This is a genomic window from Bifidobacterium bohemicum DSM 22767 (assembly GCF_000741525.1).
Classification (GTDB): Bacteria; Actinomycetota; Actinomycetes; order Actinomycetales; family Bifidobacteriaceae; genus Bifidobacterium; species Bifidobacterium bohemicum.
Genome location: NZ_JGYP01000002.1, coordinates 338,839 through 359,167, shown reverse-complemented (window position 1 = coordinate 359,167; position 20,329 = coordinate 338,839). Strand labels below are relative to the sequence as shown.

Below are 20,329 nucleotides of genomic sequence, written 5' to 3'. Positions count from 1 at the left end.
CAATTCGCGGCTTAAGGGGGGGGTATCAGAGTAAAGTTGCACACGTAGGCGTAAGGCGTTTTGGACCGTGAGCGGCAGGGGAATGAAATGTTGCAAATCAAAGACATCAGCAAACAGTACAAGACGGGTGACTTCGTCCAACGTGCGCTTGACGATGTCAGCCTGACATTGCGCGACAATGAGTTCGTCGCCATTCTGGGTCCGTCCGGTTCGGGCAAGACCACGTTGCTGAACATCATCGGCGGACTGGACCGGTACGATCAAGGCGATCTTGTCATCAACGGCATTTCAACCAAGCAATATAAGGATCGGGACTGGGACTCATATCGTAATCACACGGTGGGTTTCGTGTTCCAAAGCTATAACCTGATTCCGCATCAGAGCGTTCTGTCCAACGTCGAACTCGCTTTGACCATTTCCGGTGTCTCCCGGGTCGATCGGCGTAGACGCGCCACGGAGGCGCTGAACAAGGTCGGTCTGGGCGAACATATTAATAAGAAGCCGAATCAGCTTTCCGGCGGACAGATGCAACGTGTGGCCATCGCCAGAGCCTTGGTCAATGATCCGCGTATCGTCCTGGCCGACGAACCCACCGGTGCACTCGATTCGGAAACCTCGGTGCAGATCATGGATTTGTTGAGAGAGGTGGCCAAGGACCGTCTGGTCGTTATGGTCACTCACAATCCCGAGCTTGCCTACGAGTACGCCAACCGTATCGTCGAGCTGAAGGACGGCGTGATTCGTAGTGACTCCCGGCCCGTTGAGCGCGAGGAGACGGGCGACGAGACGGCAGCCATGCATCGTAGGATGGGCAAGGCGTCAATGTCGTTTGCCACGTCCGTCGCCTTGAGCTTCAACAATCTCAGGAGCAAGAAGGCCAGGACGATCCTCACCTCGTTCGCCGGTTCAATCGGCATCATCGGGATCGCTCTGATCCTTTCGGTCTCCACGGGCGTGAACCGTTATATCACCGATATTCAGAAGGAGACGTTGACCTCGTATCCCATCGAGATCAACGAGCAGACCTTCGACATGAACAAGATCCTGGATACCGCCCAGGCAACAGCCGATTCGAAGGAGCATGCGAAACCACGTAACGGCATTTATCCTGACGATTCGAGCATCAAAGGCGCGGCCTCGCTGACCAATGGCATCGCCAGCAACAATCTCAGCCCCTTCAAACAATATCTCGACAAACCCGGCAACGAGGTGCGCGCACACGTGGGTGATGTGGGCATCCAATATTCCTATGCTCCCAAATTCTCCGTATTCACTCACGATGCCAAAGGCACACTTGTGGATGTTGACGGTGTGAAAGTAGGGGGAAGCTCCGTGACCACGGAGTCCGGAGCCAGCACTTTGGCCGGTCTGGATTCCTCGTCGAACGACATTGGTCACTTCCAATCGCTTCAGATTTCCAAGCTCACAGGCAAGGCCGACAACAACAAGGCGCCGGCCGCGTTCGCTGAAATCATGCCCGGTCGGCATCCCGACAAGCAGCCGATCAGTTCTGTGATTACCGATAACTATCAGGTCGTCAAGGGGCACTGGCCCAAGTCCAGCGACCAAGTCGTGCTGGTGCTTGACAAAAGCAATCAGATTCCGCTGGCTCAGATCTACGAACTGGGGCTGCTTCCCAGCGCCGATTACAACGATATGATGAACCGGCTGCAAAGCGGCGAAAAGGTCAAAACGAACACCGATCGCATCGATTACGCCAAGGCGATGGATCAGCCGCTGACCCTGCTGCCCGCCGCGGACCAGTACGTCAAAGACGGGGACGGCCGCTACAGGTACGTCGGCGACGACGCGACCGAAGTCGGCAAACTGATGGATTCGCCCAATGCCATGAAACTACACGTGGTGGGGGTCATCCGAGCCAACGAGGACGCCAAGACCACGCCATTGACGCCCGGCATCGGTTATACGCGCATGCTTACCGACGAGTTGATTGCGCACGCCGACTCAAGCCAGATCGTCGCCAGTCAGAAGGCCGACCGCACTCGCAACATTCTTAACGGCATGACCTTCGCTCCTTCCGATGATTCCACCAAGGCCGCGAACGCCAAGGCGTACGTCGCCTCGCTGTCGGTTTCCCAACAGGCGAGCATGGCCAAGAACATTATGACCCAAACCCCCGGGGGCATGGGGGCGGCCGGCCCCTCGCAACCGGCCGATGTCACCGCGCAACGCAACTCAGCGGCTGGTGCCGCGGGCAACCCGGCGGCTGCTGCGAATCCGCAGAACGCCGCTTCCGGCATGGGCGAGCAGCAGACCGCGGATGCCTTCAACCGTTATCTCGCCACAGCTCCGGAAAATGTGTTGGTGTCGATTTATAACCAATACGTCTCCACTGGCACATACGACGGCAATTTGGCGGATTTCGGCGTCATCGGCCGTGATGCGCCGAGCTCCATCAAGATCTACGCCGACAGTTTCGAGGCCAAGAACGCCATCGAGGACGCGATCAGGAAATACAATGACGGAGCCAAAAAGAAGGACCGCATCGTTTATACCGATTACGCGGGGCTGATGATGAACTCCGTGACCACGATCATCAACGTCATCACTTACGTGTTGAGTGCATTCGTCGGTGTCTCGTTGGTCGTCTCCTCGATCATGATCGGCATCATCACCTATATCTCGGTGCTCGAACGCACCAAGGAAATCGGCATTCTGCGTGCAATGGGCGCGTCGAAGCGCAACGTTTCCACCGTGTTCAACGCCGAGACGGGCATCATTGGCCTTTGCGCGGGTCTCATCGGCATAGCCGTCACGCTTTTGCTCATCGTTCCGGGCAATGCGGTGATGCATCATTTCATGGGCACTAACCGCGTCAACGCCATGTTGCCGGTTTCCGGGGCGATCATCCTCATCGTGCTTTCGGTGGTGCTCACCCTGATAGGCGGGCTTATTCCGTCGCGCAAGGCCGCCAGACAGGATCCGGCCACGGCGTTGCGCACCGAGTGAGACGACGCGGAAATCGTTATCGACGTCGGCGGCGTGTTGTGTCGCAGGCGTTTGATTAACCGCCGTCGTACGATTCTGCTCTGGGAGGATCAGGCAAAGGCGGCTTAGGTCGGGTCGAGGTTCAACCGAGGTTGGTCCGGGTCGCCGGTTTCGCGGTTCATCCGGTGTCTTGCAGTTTCCTCGAGCAGCTGTTATGTCATGCAACGGCGGGCATGGGACGTTACTTGTCGATTGCGGCTTCTGAGCAGTGATGTTGATTTCAGCGGCATTGTGTTCCTTGGAATTGAGAACTGCCTATAACTTATAACGATGATGCCGCGTCGCGTCCTACCGGTGCGGCGAGATATGCTGATTGCCAAATGTGGGACATCGGTAATTGCCTACGATCGGTGTGGTTTGGGGTCATCGGAGTCATTGAGGGGTTCAGGAGGCGATCATGGTTGGTGAAAGTCATGACAAGACAGGATGTCAAGGCAACGCGTACTTGGGCAAGGACGAGCGACAATCGGCGGTCGACGATGCGGCAAACCTCCTAGGCCACAACGTACCCGGCTTCGCCACGCGAGCCTTGCACGCCGGCTACGATCCATACGAACATGGTGCCGCGGTGAGTGTGCCTGTCTATCAGAGCGCCGCATTCACACTGCATGATGCCGATCGTGGAGACGGGCTTTCCTCCGGTGACATTGACGGTTTTTCCTACTCCCGTTGTGGCAACCCCACTGTGGACGCCCTCGAACGTCGAATCGCCAGCCTGGAAGGAGGGGTCGAAGCGGTGGCGCTCGCGTCGGGGATGGCGGCGGTTTCCTATGCTCTGCTGTGCGCGGCGGAGGGGGGGCGGTCGCCTCATCGCCGCCAAGGATCTGTACGGTGCCTCCGTGGATGCGTTGAGCGACTTCTTCCCGCAGTTCGGTATCCACACTGATTTTGTAAACGATATCAACGATCTGGCGGAGGTCGAGTCGAGGATCGGACCGGATACTCGAGCGGTTTTCGCGGAGACTGTCGCAAACCCCTCCACCAAGATCCTCGATATCGAGCCTTTGGCGGCCATGTTGCACCGCCATGGCGTGGCACTTATCGTTGACAACACCGTGCCCACCCCGTACCTGTTGCGTCCCATCGAATTCGGTGCGGATGTCGTGGTGCACTCCACGACCAAGGGTATCGGAGGGCATGGCAACGCACTGGGCGGGGCGGTTGTCGACTCCGGACGGTTCGACTGGGCCAATGGCCGTTTCCCGCAGTTCACCCGTAAGGAGTTAGGGGTCAGCGACGAGCGGGGCGGCGTATGGTGTACGTACGCCGAACGCTATGGCGCATCCATGTTCGCGGGGCGAGTTCGCAACGCGTACCTGCATAATCTGGGCGCGGTGATGTCGCCTGCCAATGCGTATCTGCAATTGATTGGCCTGGAGACGTTGCCGCAGCGTATGACTCAGGAGGTTGACAGTGCGTTGCGCATCGCCCGGCATCTTGAGCATGTGCCTCACGTGACCCGTGTAAACTATTCCGGTCTGGATTCCAGTCAGGACAAGCTTCTTGCCGACCGTTACACGCCCAATGGCGTTGGCCAGGTGCTGTCTTTCGGACTTGAAGGCGATGAATCTCGGGTGGCGCGTGTGGTCGAGGCGGTAAGAGTGTTCTGCTATGCGGCCAATATTGGAGATACTCACTCGTTAATCGTCAATCCTGCTCGCATTACGCATCGCGAGGTGCCGTGCGCTTTTCGTCAGGCTGCGGGAGTCGACGATCGACTGTTGCGCCTGTCAATCGGTTTGGAATCCGCTGAAGACCTCATCGCGGACCTCGACCAAGCCATTGTCGTGGCTTATTGCGATTGATCGATTCGCGCTACCCTTGTTCCAAGGCTTCAATTTGTCCGTGACATCGCCGACCGACCTGTCTGGCCGGTAAATTCCGTCCGTTTTCACGACATTCGCGAAAACGGGTCACGAGTGACTAGGTCAAGGTTCGATCCGAGGCAAGCTGGACACTGATGCAATGCGATTCATGCGGGGTTTTGTGCACACGGCCTTCGAGCCGGCCGTGAGTGCGGTATCCGGCGACGTGAACGTTGTCTACTGACCGTTGCGTTCCGAGACCGCAGCCATCGCCAGTGAGTTGATGAAGTTGATTGGCTGGTCGAAATTCGGCTGGAAGAGCATGTCCGTGCCGGCCAGCTGGTCGATCGTAAAACCTGCTTGAATCGCTATCGACACCGCGTTGGCTGCCATTGAGATGTCGTGCCGTGAGGCGAATTGTGCCCCGAGGATCCGCCCGCTGCCTTTTTCCCACACGAGGGTGGCTCGCACGGGCGTGGTTGAAAGCATGAAGTCTGGCCGGTAGTCCTCTTCGATGGTGGTTGCGGTCACGTCCTTGTGTCGACGAAGCGCCAAGTCGAGTGTCATGCCAGTTGAGGCCATGGAAAGGTCGTAGAGTTGAACGGCACTGGTGGCCTGTGTGCCCATATACGCAACCGTCGGATGCTCGATGTTGGCTCCGATGAGACCGGCTTGATGTATCGCATTTGTGGCGAATGGCTGGTATTCGTTCGTTCCGGTAGGATTGAAGCGTGTCGTCGCGCAGTCTCCGGCGGCGAAGACGTTTTCGAGTATTTCTCCTTCGGGGTTGGAGGCCCGCATGTATTCATCCACGATGATTGCGCCGTAGCCGAGGGTATTGAGCTGTGAAGAGACTAGTCGGGTGTTGGGTACCAGTCCCACGCCCATGATTGCGAAATCTGCGGTGTATTCGCCAAGCTCGGTCACTACGGTCACCCCGGAGTCCTCCACGCCGTCGCTACCTGTGGCAGACCGGAAGGCGATAACTTTCTGACCCATCGCCAGTGTCACATCGTGTTCCTCGAACGCCTTGTTGGCGGCGTCGGTGACCACGCTGTCGTAGTTGTGGTCGAGCACATGCGGCAGGGCGTCCACCAGAGTCGTTTTGATGCCTCGTGTGCTGAACTGTTCGGCCAATTCACTGCCGATATAGCCACCGCCCACCACGATTACCGATTTGATGCGCTTGGAGCGATCTACGATACGTTTGCCGTCTTCATAGTCCTTGCAGAGCATCACATGACCGCTTGCCATGAGCTCGTCGAGGCCCTGGATTGACGGTTTGGCGGGCACGGAGCCGGTGGTGATCACCAGTTTGTCGAAGCCATGACGTCGTTCCGTGCCATTGGTCAGATCCTTTGCCGTTAAGGTCATTCGCTTGATGTCAACGTTGGTGACCTCGTGGCGCATGTGCATGTGCGCGCCGGCTTCGGTAAGCTCCTCCGGGGAGGAGTAGAACATGCGTTTCGGGTCACTGACATGCTCACCGACCCAAAGGGCGATCCCGCATGAAAGGAAGGAGATGGTGTCGTTGCGTTCGAAAACCTCGACCTGCCAGTCCGGATGCTGCTCCAAAATCGACTTGATGGCGAACGTTCCGGCGTGTGTGCAACCGATGACGGCGACTGTGGTCATGAGAACTCCTGTATTTGATGGTCGATATTGGTCTGCTGTCAGGGGGCCAATCCTTCATGCGGTTCTTAGTCTGTCATTCAAGATTAGCTGGTAGACGAGACGGTACAATGGGCGAGCAATCTATTTTCAAAGCTTTTATCTACTGTCTTTCCAAGGTTAATTGAGGGTGGTGGAAAACGTTTTCTGACCTTTTGTCTGATGGTTGAGCATGGTTATATCGGGTGGCATTCCGGATGGCTGGTCCGGGGATGCGGTGCGTCGAACCACTCAACGACCCGGTGGTGGTATTTGATGGTACATGCCGCTTTTTCCGTCCGGTATTCCGACTCCAAGAATGCATTATGTTACACTGTTGGCGTTGCCGTTTTCATGCTTGTGGCAGCAAGCCGGTTTATGGAATCGCGGACGCGAGGCTGTCGAATGTTGATACGATAGGTGGAGGGATGGCGTCATGGTCCGAATGGGTAAGAAGGCGATCGTGGCGTCGCATCGGTCGTCCAAGCGCATGATTTTTTGGACGTTCGTCGGTTTGTTCGCAGGCGGAGCGTGTGGTTCGGCGGTACGTCTCGGATATTTTGCCTTGCAGGGGCGTGTCGTGGACTGGCCCTGGATAACCATGATGGTCAATCTCGTGGGCTGCTTCCTGCTCGGATGTCTGACGGTCGTAATGGCTTCGTTCGGAGCCGATTCGGGTGCCTGGAGGCGGGTCCGGTTGGTTGTCGGCACCGGTGCGATCGGCGGTTTTACCACCTACAGCACCTTTGTGCTCGAAGGAACCACTCGTGTCATGAGCGGAGCCGTGGCGCAGGGCTTGGCGTACTTGGTGGCGTGTGTGGGGTTGGGGCTTGTCTGTGCTTGGGCTGGCCTTGTAGTCGGAGGCGTGCTGGCACGCGCATTGCATGCTTTTCTGAATCGGCGCCCTAAAACCATTCGTCATCGTGCCTTGGCCCACGATGTTCGATTGGCGGACGCCGGTGTTGCGTCCGACGCATTTGATGTTGGGGCGGCCCGCGACGAAGTCGGAGAAGATGTCGCTTCTTATACGGCGGATTGGCGTGTCCCTCTAGAGGCCGGCATGATCGGTTTGATTGTATTGGCGATCCCGGCATTCGGTTTCGGCGTTGGCCGCTGGCGTGACCCCTGTGCGTTGGTTCGATTGATTGCGGCGTCATTACTGGGTGGCCTAGGGGTTTTGATACGCTATGCCGTGGATGGCTGGGTGTCTCGCGATTGTTCCGGTTCCATTCCCGTGGGGACGTTTGTGGTCAATGTGACGGCGTGTCTCGCCATTGGTTTGGTGTTTGGATGGGCGGCCCGACATGCCGGTTTCGATGTGATTCGCTATTTGCTTGCATCCGGGTTGCTCGGAGGCTATTCGACATTCAGTACTGCCGGCGTCGAAGGTGCACGAATGGCTCGTTCTGGCAGATGCTGGGGCGTTTTGGTTCATTCGGGCGGCATGTTGGCGGTCAGTGTTGTGGCGACGATTACCGGGTTGACGCTTGGTTAGAACTTTGCCCTTGAGTGAATGGGGAATGTCGCTTTATTTGGGTGGATATGGCGGTTGTCACCCGTTTGGAACGGCGACTGGTTGACGTCCACGGTGACTTATCCGGCCATTTTTGGTGTCCCGTCATGTTCGGGAAGATGTTGCGGATTGATGTATGGCATACGGGTTCTGATACTACTCCATCTTAGGTTTCCGGTTGAGTCTTGGATGGCCAGAACGTAAAGGAATGGCCAATTGGTTGGGCTAATCATATCGGTTGTCCTGCTTGGTTATTGTGGTCTTCGGTCGGTCTGTCGTGTCGCAGCAGCGGTACGAAGAGGTGACCAAGTCGATGGCGACGGCCGAGGGAACCAAGTAACGACCATCCGGCAAGAGCATTGATCGGCTCATCCATGCAATGGGAGACGGGCCAGAGAAATCCTCAGCTAGCGGCTATCTGGCTAGAAACCCCGGAATGGCCTTGGCTGCGCTCAAACCCTCCTGGTACATGGCGTTCAGCCCGTCGAGGTTCTTGCTCAACGTGTTCAACCCGTGCAGGTCCTCCGGTGCGAGGATGAGCAGCCTGCCTTCAGCCGCCAGACGTGCAGCCACCTGCATCTCTTCGTTGTAGGTGCGGTACCGGTTCTTGAGACGTTCGGCCGCCGCCGGGTAGCGGTGCCTAAGGATACGTGCCGGCGCCGCGTCTTTCTTGGGCTGACGAATGAAATCACGACGGTGGGTCAGAATGAGGATTATACGGTCGTATCCTTCACTCACGGCCATTTCGACCGGAATCGGATCGGCGATGCCGCCGTCGTAATATGGCACGTCGTCAATCAGGTATGGCTCGCAAGCCACTGGCACTGCGCTTGAGGCTTTCAGCACGTCGTAGTTGTCTTGGGAAATATCGGATTTGTTGAAATAGACGGCATGACCGTTCCTTGCGTCGCAGGTCACCACAGTAAAGTCGGTGGGGTTTGCGGCGAAAGCGGGGTAGTCGAGCGGGAATTCCCCATCGGAGTTCGAAAGAGTGCTGTACACATAATCCAGATCGACGTAACTGTGGATTTTGGCAAAGTTCTCTGCGCTCGCGTACTCCTTGCGCGTCGAAAAATCAGTGTAGAACGTATAGGTGCGGCCGCGCTGACCGGACATATAGTTAATCATGTTTGCCGTTCCAGCGGAAACTCCGAAGCATTTGTCGACCGTGACGCCTTCATCCAACATCCGGTCCATGATACCTGCGCCGAAAATCGAACGATAGCCTCCGCCGACGTCGATCATTGCTGTTCTTGTCATTGTTTCCCCTCATATGGAATCCCACGCGTGCCATGGCGGGTTGGACTATGGCACACTTAAGTTAACCGCAAACTTGTTTCCAGCTTACGCCGCGCTCGCGGACAATGCCGCCTGGTTCAGCGTATTGCGGGAGTCCTGTTCGCGGCCGGGTGAAACCCTGTTTGACAAGGGTATGGGTATCACCCGACCGACCTGACGAGCTGTCTCCGTGGACCTTGGCGGACATTGGTGGACGTTAGGGGCGGGCGGGGTCGGCGGCGTTCAGCTGTCGCCTTCAAAACGCTTGTGCATGAGGGTCGCCATTGCCGTGCTGGTGTCCGAATTCTCGAGCTTTGCACCGCCTTGTGCTTCCGCGTCAGCCAATGTGTCGTTAATTTCGAGCAGATGATGCAATTGGCGAACGGTGCCGGCGTTTCCGTCCACAATGGCCACGTGGCCGGGAAGCAGCTCACGGAAGTAGTCGCGGTAGAAAACGAAGTGTGTGCAACCGAGCACCACAGCGTCGATTGAGGCGAGGTCATATTCATCGAAATAACGATGCAGTGTAGCCATTACCAAGTCATGGTTTTCTAGCTGGTCGTTTTCCACTATTTCTACAAGATCCGGGCAAGGTTGCCGGTAGACGGTGTGCTTGGAACTGAAGCGTTGCATGAGGGCGGAGAATTTCCGTTCATTGAGCGTCAGCTCCGTGGCCGCAACGATCACACGCTGAGGTTTGCCGTGACCCCGATCGCAGGCCACTTTCAATGCCGGCTCCATCTCGACAATGGGGAAGTCGTAGGTTTGATGCAGATAGGTATCGGCCGCCGATGATGCCGTATTGCAGGCTGCGACGAGTGCTTTGATTCCTTGTGAGGCGAGGTGTTCGGCCACGTTTTGTGTAAGTGTACGAACTTCTTCGGTGGGCTTGGTTCCGTAGGGTGCATTGGCCGAATCCCCAAAGTAGATGATGCTTTCATTGGGCATCTGCCGTCTTATTTCGCGCACTACTGATATGCCGCCCAGTCCGGAGTCGAAGACGCCGATCGGAGCGTTGGAAGTCATGCTTGCCTCTCCCTGCATGGTTGCCGTCACGCGACGGAATGGATGATAATCTGAGCTACAGCATACTCGACCGACGCACTTTCGCTGCTCTCTCATCGCGAATTCACACAATATAGTCTTGATATGTCTATGTTTCGTTCATTTGTGGTTTCGTCTGTGGTCGGATTGGACGCCGATGTGCGTGGGGCAAAGTGTCATAGCACGGGTCGCCACGACGAATGCGCTCAAAAAGCTGCCATGTCTCGCATTTGTCTGATGGGTTCTTGGCGGTTTGCGAAAGCTTGCAATGTATTCAAATTCCAGAGTTGTGCCCGATGGGTTCAATGCGCCTTAAATGGCGATACGACGACGATAGGGCAGACTGCGACGAGGTGAGCTCTACGGCGGTGCAAACCAATGGCCTTCGCGTTGAGCTTTATGGCCATTCGCGTCATTCGGCCTCGCGGTATGGGTAAACTGGTGCCATGACCCTTCCTGAAACAGTCTATAAGGCGCACGCCACCGGTAATGATTTTGTCGTTTACGTCGACCGTGAGGGGGATTGTGAACCCACGGCTGACGAAGTACGGCATCTATGCAACCGGCACTTCGGCATCGGTGGTGATGGGCTGATTCGCCTTGCGCCTGTGGGGTGTGTAAGTGACCTGACTGCCGAGCAGATTGCGGCTTGCGCCGACGGGGGAGCCCAGTGGTTCATGGACTATCGCAATGCGGATGGCAGTTACGCGGAGATGTGCGGGAATGGCACACGTGCGATTACGCTGCTTGCGGCACGGGAAAGTGTGATCGATCTATCGCACGGCGCGGCATTCCGGTTGGGAACACGTGCCGGTGTCAAGCAATTGCGGGCACTGGGTGACCTTGAACCGTACGGGAAAGACGTGTTCCATGTGGAAGTCGGCCAATGGCACATGGGTGAGCCTGACGCTTATCGGGTTTCGATTTCCGGGTTACAAGGGCGGTTGCGGGGCACATTCGTCGACATGGGTAACCCGCATGTGGTGGCTGTGTTGAATGAGCGAGACGAAAACAGTGCACTGCCGGAACTTGAGAATCTCGATTTGGCGGTTAAGCCTGTGGTGACTCCGATGATCGAATCTGATCAGAACGTTGAAATCGTAAGAATCGATGACACGGCGGTATCCAATGGAACGGGCAAGGCCACGATGCGTGTCTACGAACGGGGTTGCGGCGAGACGCTATCCTGCGGCACCGGATTATGCGCCACGGCCGTGACGTTGCGGGCTAAGACCGGTGTGAGTCATTGGGACATTAGCGTAAGAGGTGGGTTGTTGCGCGTCGATGTCACCGATACCGGAGTCGTTCTGACCGGTTCGGCCACGATCGTCGCCGAAATCTCGCTGCTGTAATAGGTTTATGCCATTGGTGTATCGGTAAAAATGATTAGGTATCGTTTGGTCGCCATTGTAAACAGCAGGATGTGAGACGGTGATCTGCCCGCTTCGACCCGCGGCAAAGCAAACGGCGGGAATGGTGTTCCCTTGAAGCAATCCCGCCGTTTGACTCATTGGTGTTGGTCATTGACCGCCATCAACCGATGCCCTGATTGAGGTCCCTTGATTGAGATCAAGAGAAAATCGCTGCGCCCTCCTTGACGAAGATCAAGGCTATGATCGCAAGAATCCACACAATGTCGAGCATGAGGTCGTAGCGCATGCGATAGTAAGTATTGAGCCATCCCGCTTCGCGTGGCATGTGTTGCATGGTCACCGTGGCATGTGAGCAGGCCATGAACATAATCGTCGAAGCAAACATCATTGTCATGCACCAAGGGCACAGCGCTTTGATGACGAACATGGACTGAGTGAAAAGCCAGTATGAGTACAGAATCGCTATTGCGCAACCGGCCCATGTGCAGAACGCAAACCAGCGGGGAAGCATGATGCGGCACATGCCGACCACGGCCACCGTGACGAATACGCTGAAAACCGCTATGCCGAAGAATGCATTTGGAAAACTCAGACCCCCGAACTTGACGATTTCGGCCTGCGGGGAGTCCGCGACTCTTGAGCACGACAAAACCGAGCTGATGTCGCATCCGAGGGCTTTGTTGGGGTTACGGGCCAATTTCAGGGTGTCGGCCGCGAGCATTAATGAGGCGAAGAGTCCTACGGCCGCGGCAATGCACATTACAACGTATGAAATCGGGCCGTGCCAGAATCCCGATGGACGTCTTTCGGCATCCAACGCGGCATAGATTTCCGAGGACCCGTGATCACGTTGACTGTGCTGTGAGCTGCGGACAGCATTCAGCGTGTGTTTAGTGGACATTTCGTCTTTGCCTCCCAACAGACTGACGTTTTTTGTTCCAATGACCTACCATAGTCGTATGAACAATAATGCGCGAGTATGCACTGTGTTGCAACATGGATGGGATCTCCATTGCCATACTGTTTACTCCGATGGTACCAACACCCCTGTCGAATTGGTGGAGCAAGCTGTTGCCAAGGGTCTCGAGGGCGTGGCCATCACCGACCATGACACCACAGCAGGCTGGCGAAATGCGTCCGCGGCTTCGCGTCGTTTTGGGTTTCCTGTCTTACGTGGCACTGAAGTGACTGCAGAATGCGGTCCGGTTTCGGTACATATGCTGGCTTACCAATACGATCCAAACAATGAGGGCATTTCCGGGCTTTTCCGCTGCACGCGCGAGGCCAGGCTCAAACGTGCCAAACATATGGTCGGACTTCTGTCGGAAGATTTTCCAATCAGCTGGCAGAGCGTGCTTGAACAGGTCAAGGAGGGGTCACAGACAACGATAGGACGCCCACATATGGCTGATGCGCTGGTGGCCGCCGGAGTGTATCGGACTCGTTCCGAAGCTTTCCGGGGGGCGGTGTCGGCTTCCGGTAAATATTACATTCCTACGCCATCTCCCAGCGCCGCGGAAGTGGTACGTGTTGTGCGCAACGCAGGAGGGGTCAGTATTGTGGCGCATCCGGCAGATCGTAGCCGTAACGCCGTTTTGCTCGATGACGAGCATATTCGACAACTTGCACGACTTGGCTTGGATGGATTGGAAATACGTCATCGCGGCAACCTGCAGGCCGATCGTGTGCGTCTGGAGGCGCTCGCTGAAGAACTCGGACTGTTGGTCACGGGCGGTTCGGACTGGCATGGAGCCGGCAAACCGAACCGCCTGGGAGAGAATGTCACGGATGGCGACGTCGTTGCTGAAATCGTGCGACGTGGCGCGATTGATATGTTGCCTTGAGTTCGTTATGCGGTTTACAGAGCGCCGAATCCCACTGCATGCTTGGTTTCGGACCCAATTACCGCGTATCCCAGTGCATTTGCCGGGACGATGATACGGCGGCCCTTGCTGTCGGTCAGTGTTACCGGCTGGCCCGCGGTTATCGCGTTGGTTACTGCCTGGCTGACTTCGTCCACGCTTTGGTCGGTGCTGAACTGAACGGGCCGTTCAATGTCGCGGATACCGAATTCGACGTCCATGAATTTCCTCATTTCTTTGATTTAGGTCAGTCGTGTTGACCGTATTGTTGCCGCTATTGATTGTAGCGTGATTCGGGATAGTTTTTCGCCATTGGCCGCAAGACTCGTTTATGTCGCCGGGTTGATGAGGTCGGCCGCGCGTGCAGTCTATGTTCGTTGCGACCGACTGCGGGTTAACGTCCTAGGCTGTTTCCGGCGTGTCGTTCGAGATTGCTCCTGGTGCGTCACCGGTGTCGTCGATCGTTGCCGTTCTGTCTTCGGGGTTTGGATGATCGGGGGCATCGATCCGACTTGAATCATGGGTACCGTCGGAGCCATCTGATTCATTGGAGTCGTTGGGGTCGCTGACCCTATTGGAATTCGATTGGTCCTCGGAACCGTTGGAAGCTGTCTTGATTTCCTTTGACTGATCGGCCCCATACTCCTCGTATTCCTCCAGACCTTCCTGCGCATCCCTCAATGCGCGTTCCTGCTCCTCCAGAATCGGGATGAACAACGTCGCGGTTGAGGGGCGCCGCTCCCCGCCCTGCGACGACGAACCATCGTAGGGGTTGGAAGTCGCGTATCCGTGGCCGCTCATACCGTCGTCGTCCGCTCGACTTTCCCCTGAGTCGGAATTCACCACGTCTACCGGAAGTCCGGGGGCGTGCGAGTCGGGAATGCTGTCTTGATTGCCGGTGTCTGCGGCCGTTCCGTCCGCTCTGTCGCCTTCGGACCTGGAAAGCACCATCGTTTCCAGTGAAGACCCTTTGGGCATGTCTGGATAGATGTGTCCTCCGATGACGCTGTCGCCAGTGGAGTCGTCGGCCTGCATGGCGTCAACGTTTGCTGCCTGTTTGCTTGGTTTGATCTGACGACTGATGGTATCGTCTGCGGTGTCGTTTCGGCGGGCCGGGCTGCGTTTAGTGATTTCGGCCGAGCCCGTTTTATCCTCGGAGTCAACGGAATTATTCTTTGTGGAGGGCAACGCGGCTTGCTCGACCTGCTTGACCGGATCTTTGTTGGCGTTCGCCGCCTCTGTGGCTGCTATGGCGGCGCTTTGTTCGGCGGTTTCGCGGTTGGCCACAACCGTCAGCTGGTGTGCCAAGCGTTCGACTTGAGCCTTGAAATTCATGATTTTGGGGGTGTCCGCATGGCATAAGGCTTCAATGAAGTCACCCACCTGTTCCATCTGTAGCCACAAGTTCGCTCTGAGCAGAATTAGAGGATCAAGACGTGCTCCCATCATCCTTCCGTAGGCGCTCATGAGCGCGTCCCTGTGCGCCTCATTGAGCTTGGCGAAAATCCAGGCCAGGTCGCGTGCGGGGTCGTTGATCTGCATGTTCTGCCAGTTGGTGATGGCGGTGATTGTGGAGCCCGTGAACAGGAGATCCCCGTCGGAAAGGCCTCCGTGCACGAAGCAGGTAGAAAATGACCACAGGCCGTCGGTTTCGATGATTTTCGACCAGCTTGAAGTGATGGCCGTGGGAACGTGCCCGGCGCGGCGCAGACGCTGAATCCATGAGGTCAGCTGTGATCGTATCTGTCCGGTTGAATACGAACGGCCTTTGCCGCCCAGCTCAGGGTTCTGCCGATGGATGGCCGCCAAAGCCGTGCCCACGCTTGCGCAATCGTCGAGGGTCAACAGTTTGAGAGGCCTTACCTCGCCTTCCACCGCGGTGGTCACCAGTACGCAGTAATTCCCGGTGGGGCTGTGCTTTCCGGTGTCGCTGAAACCGGCGACGTGGTCTATCTGGAAGCCCAAAGCCGAAAGCTCTCGCGATCGTTCGAGCGCGCGCGCCGCCTTGGCCCGGTTGCTCAGCCGTGTGCGGCCCTCTCGGGTTGAAGTAGCGAAAATGTCATAGTGGCGACCTGCGTTGTCTTGCACGATGGCATGGTCAATTCCGGCTTGATCGTCGCAATAGTTACTCTGCTTGCTTTCATACACACCGGATACGGCTAGTCCGGGCATGGCGGCTGATGCCAGCGCCGCTAACATAAGTTTGCTTCCTGAAGTCACAATTCTAGATTAATACAGCGTATATCCCGCCATGCCGCATGTGTTCAAGACCACTCCCGCTGGCACAATGAGTCACTATGATCGCCGATGCACGCACACTGCTTGAAGGGTTGGACGAGGCTCAACTTGAGGCCGCGACGACCCTTGAGGGGCCGGTGCGTATCATTGCGGGGGCTGGGGCGGGTAAGACGCGTACCGTCACCCGCAGGATTGCCTACGCCTGTGCCAGCCGTCAATGGCGGCCTTCTGAGGTGCTTGCCGTGACGTTTTCGGTGAAGGCGGCGAACGAGATGAAGAACCGTCTTGGCGCACTCGGTGTCGAGGGAGTCAAAGCCGCCACGTTCCATTCGGCCGCACTGCACCAGCTGTGTTCCGTCTGGCCGCAGGTCAGCGATGCTCCGTTGCCGCATGTGTGTGACGATCCGCAAATGCTGGCAGCCCAGGCGCTTAAGCGTTCCGTTGGTGCCGATGGCATCGGGTTCGACACTTTTGCGGTACGCGATGTATTGGCCGAAGTCAGTTGGGCCAAGGTTGGCCTGATCGCGCCTGACGATTATGCGCGCGTATGCTCGGCGCTGCATCATCAACCACCGGCCGGCCTTGATCCTGAGGATTTCGCCGCGTTCTACCTGGCTTACGAGGAGGAAAAGTCCGGCCGAGGTCAGATGGATTTTAACGACATTCTGTTGTTGACGTGCCACGTACTTGAGCATTTTGATGAACAGGCAGCTGCCATTCGTCGTTCCGTCGGGCACCTGACCGTCGATGAGTATCAGGACGTTTCGCCGCTGCAGCACCGCCTGATGACCCTGTGGCTGAACGATAGCCGTGAGGTATGCGTGGTGGGCGACCCTGCCCAGACCATCTATTCCTTCGCAGGTGCCAGCAGCTACAGTCTTCTTGGCTTCGATCGGGAATTTGGTCCCTTAAGCGCCGATGTTGATCTCAATATCGATTATCGTTCCACCCCGCAGGTGGTCAGCTATGCGAATCGTGTGCTTTCGGCCGCACCCGACCGCGAGAATTACTTGAGGTTACAATCGCCACGAGCCAAAGGCATGCGTGTGATGCGCAACGTTTACGACGATGACGCCCAGGAGGCCATCGGGGTTGCCCAACGCATAGCGAAATTCATTGACCAAGGATCTAAGCCGCAGGACTGTGCCGTTCTTACGCGTTTGAATGCCCAACAACAGGTCATTGCTCGCGAGCTGAAACGAATGGGACTGCGCTCTCGGGTACGCCGGGACGCCGGTTGGAGCTCATCTGTGCTTGAACCTGAAGATGAGGGTCTGCGAGATGCGCTTGAAGCCGTGGCTATCCGGGGGGCGGAACAGGGTGAAGTCACCATTTCCACGATTCATGCCTCAAAAGGTCTGGAGTTCAAACACGTGTTCATCGTCGGCTGCTCCGAAGGCCTTCTGCCATATGGTTCACCCTCTCCGAGCGAGGCGTTGGAGGAGGAGCGCCGACTGTTCTACGTGGGTGTCACTCGTGCCGAGGATACACTGCACCTTTCATACGCGAAAACCAAGGATGGAGTTTCTTCGTTTACCAGGGCTCCCAGCCGATTCCTGTACCGGTGACGGCAGAAGAACGGAACCAATTCACCCACGGTTCGAGCGGACGCTGGGAATGCGTCATGAATCCACTGATGGATCGTGCAAGACATGCTTGCTGACTATTGACGGTCGGTGAAGCCCTCTGTTCCGTCGCCGGTATTCTCGCCTCCGTCATTGTCCGCGTCGTCGGCGCGATTTGCCTCATTGGTGTTGTGGGGCAAACCGTCGGAGGCATGGGAGGTGTCGGACGGGTCGGTGGAAACGTTATGGGCGTTACCTTCGCTATCGAAGCGGTCAGTGCCGTCGACATCGTTCGGCTTGCCGTCTTTGCGGTTCAGGAAATCGCGCTTGCTGGAACGCTTTTCATCGTCGTCTTCGTCAAGCAGCTTGCTCAGTTCGGCGTCCCAGTCGATTGCATCGGTGCTGTCTTGCGCGGAAGCGGATGTCGTTTCGGAAACGGCAGCGGCCGTGTCGTCTCCGCTCGTCGGCGCCGCAGGGACGGTCATGTCTCCAGAATCGGCCTCTTCGGCGGGTAGGGTAGGCAGAAGGTCTGGATGTGACCACTTGGCATCGCGTGCCTTATCGCCTTCGGTGGTTCCGATTCGTTCCCACTCGGCCGCTGCTTCGCGCATCCGCTTGGGCTGAAGATGTATGCCTAACAGATTTTCGAAGGTCTGTTCGGCCGGTCCGCCCACGGCACGGTCGCGACGCATCATCTCGCGTAGCTGATCGATGTGGGGGAGGTGCGCCATGCCTGCCCGCCATGTGACGCAGTCCACCCAGCCTTCTACAAGAGCAAGCAGCGTTTCAAGACTGGCGACGGCTTCCTGTTGTTCGGGTGTGTCGGGAATGCCGACTTTCGAAAGGTCCACAGCTCCTGAAATCGACTCCGGATCCATTGAGGCTGCATCGCGCAACTGTTCCTCAACCGCATCCAAATCGATATCGACGCCGCGTGAATACTTGCCGATAAGCGCTTCAAAGCGGGGCATGAGCCACGGCACCTGCGCGAACAACCGTGCGTGGGCGGCTTCGCCGAGCGCCAGGAAGCTCAACACCTCGGACTCGTCGATTTGCAGGCTCTTGGCGTATTCCGTCGCGTTCTGTGCAATCAGCGCCCCGGCCGGATTGCTCTGCAAAGCGATTCCCTGATCGAAGCTTCCGCGCACCTTGTGGGACAGTTCACCCGCGGCATGCCCCAGTTGCATCGAATACGCCATATTGCCCATCAGCCGAATGATGGCTGCTGGACTGTTCATGCTTTCGGGAATGTCGATCGGTATCGGGCCAGCGAAGATCTTCGCCATGCCGCCTTCTCCGAAGCTGTCTCCGAACCTGTCGGTAATCACGCTGGAAAGTGCGTCGCTGACGGATTGCTCCACAGGGCTTGCGAACTTCGCCCACGAATCGAGTGTCGCATTGACCCAGTCTGCTCTGGTGAAGACCTGTGGTTCGCCCGGTGCCGGGTCGAGGGAGCAGGTGGTGTCCAACCATAGGTTCGCCTCGCTCATTGCCTGTCGGACGGCCTGTCCCTGCGCCGCGCTCACTGTTTGTTCACTGGACTCATCGTTCGCCTGCGCCAAGGCGATGGAGGAGGCGAGCCTTACATTGATGGGCCCTTCCTCGGTGGTCCGCTCCATGTCGTTCACCGTATTCAGGCCGCTGGCGGTAAACGCCTGCATCAGTGCGTGGACTTCTGAGGGTTTGGGCAGCTGTTCCGGATCCTGACTCATGATTTGATCTTTGACTCCGTCAGGCAGCGAGTTCAGCTGCTGGAATGCCATGTTGCCTTGTATCGGGCCGAAGCATTCGACCAGCCATTGATGAATCGCATTCTCGTCCATGTTCCGGTTTCGTCCTTTGCTCGTGCTGCGAAAAATTATGAACGGCCTTGACGCCCGCTGTCTCCATGATATTGGTCTGTATGGTCTTCTGTGGCGTTTTCGCTCTGGGTGTTCGGTGAGTCCGGCGCGGCAAGCATACTTGGGGATTATGAAACCTGTGCAGCAAGATTTCGAATCCGGTCAATTCAGGGCTGGCCAACCAGCGGCTGAAGGATCGGTGGGGGGCGGTGACATGGTGGCGGGGCAGGTCAGTGAAGACGGTGGCTTTGGGATTGCCGCTGAAGATGGCTCTTCTTTTGTGAAAACGACGGCAGTGCGTCGGTTGTGGTCAAGTCGATCCATGTGTTACTGGCGCGGTCATGGCCTTCGGTATTTCGTGGGTTTGATTTGCATGGCACTGTGTGCGGCGGTGCTGGTGCTGCCCACCCCCTATGTCATCGAATCGCCCGGTCCCACACAGGATGTTTTGGCCAAGGCGAGCGGCAAATCCGTCATCTCCATAACAGGCACCAAAACATATGCGACAAAGGGCAAATTGCTGCTGACAACCGTCAATGCCAGAGGCGTGCCCGGCTATCCCGCCATCGGAGCCGAGACCGTCTTTGCGGTTTTCGATCCACAACAGGATCTGTTGCCCACTGAGGCGGTGTTCCCTCCTGGGCAGACCAGTGAAGAGTACGGTCGTGGAACCATTAAGCAGATGAAGGGCTCCCAGGATTCCGCCTCCGCCGCGGCGATTGCCTATGCCAATCGTCTGGGGTTGAGGACGCACAATGTGAGAATCGCGATGCATGTGGACGATATCGGCGGCCCCTCGGCCGGCATGATGTATGCGCTCGGAACGCTTAACAAGCTCACTGTGCAGGATGAGACCGGCGGCAGGACGATCGCGGGGACCGGCACGATCGATAAGCAAGGCAAGGTCGGCAGAATCGGCGGTATCAAACTTAAGATGATTGCCGCCAAGCGGGATGGCGCGAGTTGGTTTCTGGCACCGGCTTCGAACTGCGACGAGGTTGCAGGTCATGTGCCGCAAGGGCTACGTGACGTACAGGTTTCCACTCTGGAGGAGGCGTACAAAGCCCTTGTGCTCATCGGCAAGGGGCAGGGGGCGAATCTTCCGCATTGCGTGGTGTCTGAAGCTCGTGCTCAGTAATTGAAACCTGATG

15 protein-coding genes are annotated in these 20,329 nt (G+C 57.0%); 8 read left to right on the top strand and 7 right to left on the bottom strand.

All coding sequences use genetic code 11. From position 1 onward, the window contains the following. The first annotated feature begins 87 nt into the window (after positions 1–87). The 3 genes from BBOH_RS03770 (at position 88) to BBOH_RS03765 (ending at position 4,814) form a co-directional block, all read left to right on the top strand. A complete protein-coding gene (locus BBOH_RS03770; RefSeq protein ID WP_033521351.1) occupies positions 88–2,970 on the top strand; it encodes an ABC transporter ATP-binding protein/permease in 2,883 nt (960 codons plus the stop codon). Positions 2,971–3,406: 436 nt separating this feature from the next. After that, positions 3,407–3,895 carry a PLP-dependent transferase gene (locus BBOH_RS09220; RefSeq protein WP_237743122.1) on the top strand — a complete coding sequence of 163 codons (489 nt, stop codon included), beginning with the start codon at positions 3,407–3,409 and terminating at the stop codon, positions 3,893–3,895. After that, positions 3,780–4,814, top strand: a complete 1,035-nt coding sequence (locus BBOH_RS03765) for a PLP-dependent transferase (RefSeq protein WP_237743121.1) — start codon at positions 3,780–3,782, stop codon at positions 4,812–4,814. The genes BBOH_RS09220 and BBOH_RS03765 overlap by 116 nt, the downstream gene beginning before the upstream one ends. 237 nt (positions 4,815–5,051) lie before the next feature. Here the strand turns inward: BBOH_RS03765 and BBOH_RS03760 are convergent, their stop codons facing one another. Beyond that, positions 5,052–6,449, bottom strand: a complete 1,398-nt coding sequence (locus BBOH_RS03760) for an FAD-dependent oxidoreductase (protein WP_033521350.1) — start codon at positions 6,447–6,449, stop codon at positions 5,052–5,054. A gap of 460 nt (positions 6,450–6,909) precedes the next feature. Here BBOH_RS03760 and BBOH_RS08235 point away from each other — a divergent pair, with 460 nt between their 5' ends. After that, a complete protein-coding gene (locus tag BBOH_RS08235; RefSeq protein ID WP_052118170.1) occupies positions 6,910–7,959 on the top strand; it encodes a fluoride efflux transporter FluC in 1,050 nt (349 codons plus the stop codon). Between the two features lie 432 nt (positions 7,960–8,391). Here the strand turns inward: BBOH_RS08235 and BBOH_RS03745 are convergent, their stop codons facing one another. Then, a complete protein-coding gene (locus tag BBOH_RS03745) occupies positions 8,392–9,237 on the bottom strand; it encodes a patatin-like phospholipase family protein (protein ID WP_033521349.1) in 846 nt (281 codons plus the stop codon). 261 nt (positions 9,238–9,498) lie between these two features. Then, positions 9,499–10,281 carry a glutamate racemase gene (gene murI / locus BBOH_RS03740; protein WP_033521399.1) on the bottom strand — a complete coding sequence of 261 codons (783 nt, stop codon included), beginning with the start codon at positions 10,279–10,281 and terminating at the stop codon, positions 9,499–9,501. A gap of 464 nt (positions 10,282–10,745) precedes the next feature. Here murI and dapF point away from each other — a divergent pair, with 464 nt between their 5' ends. Further along, positions 10,746–11,651, top strand: coding sequence for a diaminopimelate epimerase (dapF, locus tag BBOH_RS03735; RefSeq protein ID WP_033521348.1), 906 nt, complete (start codon positions 10,746–10,748; stop codon positions 11,649–11,651). Between the two features lie 217 nt (positions 11,652–11,868). Here dapF and BBOH_RS03730 read toward each other — a convergent pair whose 3' ends face one another. Then, on the bottom strand, positions 11,869–12,573 hold the full coding sequence (locus tag BBOH_RS03730; protein ID WP_081930317.1) for a vitamin K epoxide reductase family protein: 705 nt from the start codon (positions 12,571–12,573) through the stop codon (positions 11,869–11,871). Positions 12,574–12,631: 58 nt separating this feature from the next. Between BBOH_RS03730 and BBOH_RS03725 the strand changes: the two genes are divergently transcribed. Beyond that, positions 12,632–13,516 carry a PHP domain-containing protein gene (locus BBOH_RS03725; RefSeq protein ID WP_033521347.1) on the top strand — a complete coding sequence of 295 codons (885 nt, stop codon included), beginning with the start codon at positions 12,632–12,634 and terminating at the stop codon, positions 13,514–13,516. 14 nt (positions 13,517–13,530) lie between these two features. Here BBOH_RS03725 and BBOH_RS03720 read toward each other — a convergent pair whose 3' ends face one another. Next, a complete protein-coding gene (locus BBOH_RS03720; protein WP_033521346.1) occupies positions 13,531–13,755 on the bottom strand; it encodes a DUF3107 domain-containing protein in 225 nt (74 codons plus the stop codon). A 181-nt stretch (positions 13,756–13,936) separates the two neighbouring features. Then, positions 13,937–15,733, bottom strand: coding sequence for a phosphotransferase (locus BBOH_RS03715; RefSeq protein ID WP_052118169.1), 1,797 nt, complete (start codon positions 15,731–15,733; stop codon positions 13,937–13,939). A gap of 98 nt (positions 15,734–15,831) precedes the next feature. On the opposite strand from BBOH_RS03715, the gene BBOH_RS03710 reads away from it, so the two are divergent. Next, positions 15,832–17,340 (top strand): ATP-dependent helicase, encoded by a 1,509-nt coding sequence (locus BBOH_RS03710; protein WP_033521345.1) that lies wholly within the window; start codon positions 15,832–15,834, stop codon positions 17,338–17,340. A gap of 95 nt (positions 17,341–17,435) precedes the next feature. Here the strand turns inward: BBOH_RS03710 and BBOH_RS03705 are convergent, their stop codons facing one another. After that, positions 17,436–19,160, bottom strand: coding sequence for a zinc-dependent metalloprotease (locus BBOH_RS03705; protein WP_074428522.1), 1,725 nt, complete (start codon positions 19,158–19,160; stop codon positions 17,436–17,438). Between the two features lie 391 nt (positions 19,161–19,551). Here BBOH_RS03705 and BBOH_RS03700 point away from each other — a divergent pair, with 391 nt between their 5' ends. Beyond that, positions 19,552–20,316 (top strand): S16 family serine protease, encoded by a 765-nt coding sequence (locus BBOH_RS03700; RefSeq protein WP_420304918.1) that lies wholly within the window; start codon positions 19,552–19,554, stop codon positions 20,314–20,316. The last annotated feature ends 13 nt before the right edge of the window (positions 20,317–20,329 follow it).